1 protein-coding gene is annotated in these 1,259 nt (G+C 67.9%); it reads left to right on the top strand.

The window, feature by feature from the left end; translation table 11 throughout:
* Nucleotides 1-22: 22 nt before the first annotated feature.
* A partial coding sequence (locus ABT014_RS34505) for an alpha/beta hydrolase family protein (RefSeq protein WP_350643816.1) occupies nt 23-1,259 on the top strand: 1,237 nt, incomplete at its 3' end.

Raw genomic sequence — 1,259 nt, 5'->3', positions numbered from 1 at the left:
CAAGCACAGATCAGTGCTTACCGTGTCTGAGGAGAGTACCGCGATGAAGCCGCTGCTGTTCCCGAACAACATCCAGTTCTGGTACGAGACCCTGCGCTCGATGAGCCACATCGCCTACGGCGGCGCCGACTTCGGCGAGGTCGTCTCCACCGCCGAACGCATCACCGAGGGCGACTACACCAGCTGGTACACCGAGTGGACCGCCACCGCCGACCGCGTCGCCGACCAGGCCGAGAAGGCACAGGCCGCCGGCCACCGCATCAGCGCCCGCGACGGCTTCCTGCGCGCCTCCAACTACTACCGCTCCGCCGAGTTCTTCCTCCACGGCCGCACCTGCGACCCCCGCCACGACCACGCCTACGACCGCAGCGTCGACTGCTTCCGCGCCGCCGCCGCCCTCCACACCCCCATCATCGAACCCGTCGCCATCCCCTACGAGAACACCACCCTGCCCGGCTACCTCTACCGCGTCGACGACACCGCCACCCCACGACCCACCCTCATCATGCACAACGGCTTCGACGGCACCGCCGAGGAACTCCACTACTTCGGCGCCGTCGCCGGCGTCGAACGCGGCTACAACGTCCTCACCTTCGACGGCCCCGGCATGCCCGGCCCCCGCCACCACCAGAACCTCACCTTCCGCCCCGACTGGGAGAACGTCATCACCCCCGTCGTCGACTTCGCCCACACCCTCCCCGACGTCGACAACGACCGCATCGCCCTCATGGGCATCAGCATGGGCGGCATCCTCGCCCCCCGCGCCGCCGCCTACGAACACCGCCTCGCCGCCCTCATCGCCGTCGACGGCCTCTACGACCTCGGCGAAACCTCCGTCCGCAACATCCCCGGCACCCGGGACGAGGCCGAACACCTCCTGCGCGCCCCCTCCGCACCCGACCTCGACACCGCCCTCGACCAGATCATGACCAAGGACCCCATCGCCAACTGGGCCATCAACCACGGCATGTACGTCATGGGCGTCGACACCCCCCGCGCCTTCAACGCCTCCTACCTCGACTACACCCTCACCGGCGGCATCGCCGAGAAGATCCAGTGCCCCACCCTCGTCTGCGACGCCCAGGACGACATGTTCTTCAAGGGCCAGCCCGAACAGCTCTACAACCACCTCACCTGCCCCAAAACCCTCATGCTCTTCACCAACGACGAAGGAGCCGGCGCCCACTGCCACCCCGGCGCCATGCGCCTCTCCCAAGCCCGCATCTACGACTGGCTCGACACCACCCTCAACACCAACC

The sequence above is a fragment of the Kitasatospora sp. NPDC094015 genome (genome assembly GCF_040304075.1).
Lineage (GTDB): Bacteria > Actinomycetota > Actinomycetes > Streptomycetales > Streptomycetaceae > Kitasatospora.
This window is presented reverse-complemented; position numbering and strand designations above follow the sequence as displayed.